Source organism: Aquimarina agarilytica ZC1 (assembly GCF_000255455.1).
In the GTDB taxonomy this organism is placed as follows: Bacteria; Bacteroidota; Bacteroidia; order Flavobacteriales; family Flavobacteriaceae; genus Aquimarina; species Aquimarina agarilytica.
Genome location: NZ_JH621295.1, coordinates 1 through 2,218 on the forward strand (window position 1 = coordinate 1; position 2,218 = coordinate 2,218).

Sequence of the window (2,218 nt, forward strand, 5' to 3'; positions counted from 1 at the left end):
TTTTTACAAAAATAATACAGCAAAGAATATCTCAAAAGATGTACTTGCTCGGGGGGATACCAATCTATAGTAGTTTTAGCTTATCAAAAAACCTAATATAGTTACATCAATTAAATACTCACTGATTTAAAATTTTCTTGAGATTTAAATAAATAAAAAATATCAAGTTTAGCTTATTAATTTTCAATTAATTAAATGTAAATTCAACGTTTTGAATTTAAAAATATGCTTATAAAAGTTTTTGGAAGTGCTGTATTTGGTGTTTCCGCTACCACAATTACTGTTGAAGTAAACATTGACAAAGGTGTTGGCTACCATTTAGTCGGATTACCAGATAATGCCATTAGAGAAAGTAGTTACCGCATTGCTGCAGCTCTAAAAAATGTAGGATATAAATTTCCTGGAAAAAAAATAACCGTGAACATGGCACCTGCCGATTTACGAAAAGAAGGGGCCGCCTATGATTTATCATTAGCTATAGGCATCCTAACTGCAAGTGATCAAATTAAAGCTCCAAACATTAATGAATATATTATTATGGGGGAACTTTCATTAGATGGAAGTTTGCAACCTATCCGAGGCGTATTACCCATAGCCATAAAAGCCAGAGAAGAAGGTTTTAAAGGCTTTATTTTACCCAAACAAAACGCCAAAGAAGCTGGAATTGTAGATAATTTGGATGTTTATGGTGTAGAACACATTAGCGAAGTAATTGATTTTTTTGACAAAAATACCCCACTTGAAGCTACTGTTATTGACACTAGAAAAGAATTTGAAATAGCCAATGATAATACCGACTTTGATTTTGCTGACGTAAAAGGACAAGAAAGTATTAAACGCTGTATGGAAATTGCTGCAGCCGGTGGTCATAATATTATTCTGGTGGGTCCGCCAGGATCAGGAAAAACAATGTTAGCTAAAAGACTTCCTAGTATTCTTCCTCCAATGACGCTGCATGAAGCTTTAGAAACTACAAAAATTCACAGTGTTTCGGGGCGATTAAAGGATGAAACAGGCTTATTATCGCTACGTCCTTTTCGTAGTCCGCATCATACCATTTCGGATGTAATAATTCTGTAATGTGGTGGTTGTTTAAAATTTAGCTTTTAAGAAAATTAATCAAATCACAATACCAACTAACTCCATTTAAGTCTAAGTAATGTATTGTGTACGATATAAAGAAGAATAAAGCTGTAAATAATAACAGTATTATTTTACCCTTACTCGATAGTTGAAGAAACCAAAACCTAGTGTCGTTAGATGGATAAGCCATTTTATAAACTCTAAAAATATAGTAATTATGGTATTACTTCTAAAAGCTTTTCTTTTGGTATACACATTGATTCAGAAATATAACGGCTTTTTGTATTTAAATAAGTCACAGCTGTAACAACACATTGTACACAACCTAATTTATTAATCAACTGTTTTAAGTTATCATAATCTTTAGTAGTTAAGCCTTTGTTACTATTATCTTTTGGATTTGAGAAAAATGTCTCAGCAGAATAAATATAACCTGAATCTAATTTGCTTAATTGTTTAAAATCACTAACAGATTTAAAATAAATTGCTGTGTTATTTACAAAGTCATCTTTAATTATTGTTTTTTTTTTATCTAAAAAACATTTTATCATTGGTGAATTAAAGTCTTCACCAATTAATTTTACTAATTCTATATCGGAATGAAAATATAATTTATAATAATCTTCTACTTCTGTTTTTTCTATTTTATCAAATTCAATCTTGGCAATTGGTAATTCGTGACCACAGCTAATGAATAAACTCAATAAGAATGTTATTGTAATTAATTTCATTTTGATAAGTATAATTCAATTTGTTGTAACAACATATCTGAAGCTGAAATATTAGTGTCTTTAAGGCTTTTATTAAACATTTTTCCAGCTCTACCGTGATGACAATTGCAAATATCATTTATTTGCATACCAGTTTTAGGTTTCCATTGACCACCAGCGTCTGCAATAAAATCGTCGAATGCATAATCATCTGATTCTGCTGTTATATTTATCCAATAGTCAGCTTTTACAGTTGGCGTAGTCCAATAAATATCACTTATTAATTTAATATCTCCACCTACACCAACAGGATCTAAAGTTATTAGTAGTTTTACATCGTAACCTTTATCTGATAATATTTCACTAAGATGAGCTCCATTCCATCCACCAAGAGAATGACCTACAATAAAAACACCTGTGTGCTC

2 protein-coding genes and 1 pseudogene are annotated in these 2,218 nt (G+C 30.8%); 1 reads left to right on the forward strand and 2 read right to left on the reverse strand.

Annotated features, from left to right (window positions below):
- Window positions 1–225 precede the first annotated feature (225 nt).
- Window positions 226–1,077 (forward strand): annotated as a pseudogene (locus KQA_RS19215) (YifB family Mg chelatase-like AAA ATPase); the annotation flags it as partial.
- Between the two features lie 221 nt (window positions 1,078–1,298).
- Here KQA_RS19215 and KQA_RS0216940 read toward each other — a convergent pair.
- Both KQA_RS0216940 and KQA_RS20595 read right to left on the reverse strand, forming a co-directional pair.
- Window positions 1,299–1,814 (reverse strand): hypothetical protein, encoded by a 516-nt coding sequence (locus KQA_RS0216940; RefSeq protein ID WP_010182765.1) that lies wholly within the window; start codon window positions 1,812–1,814, stop codon window positions 1,299–1,301.
- Window positions 1,811–2,218 (reverse strand): hypothetical protein (locus KQA_RS20595; protein ID WP_010182766.1); only part of this gene is annotated, 408 nt, incomplete at its 5' end. The genes KQA_RS0216940 and KQA_RS20595, both read right to left, overlap by 4 nt.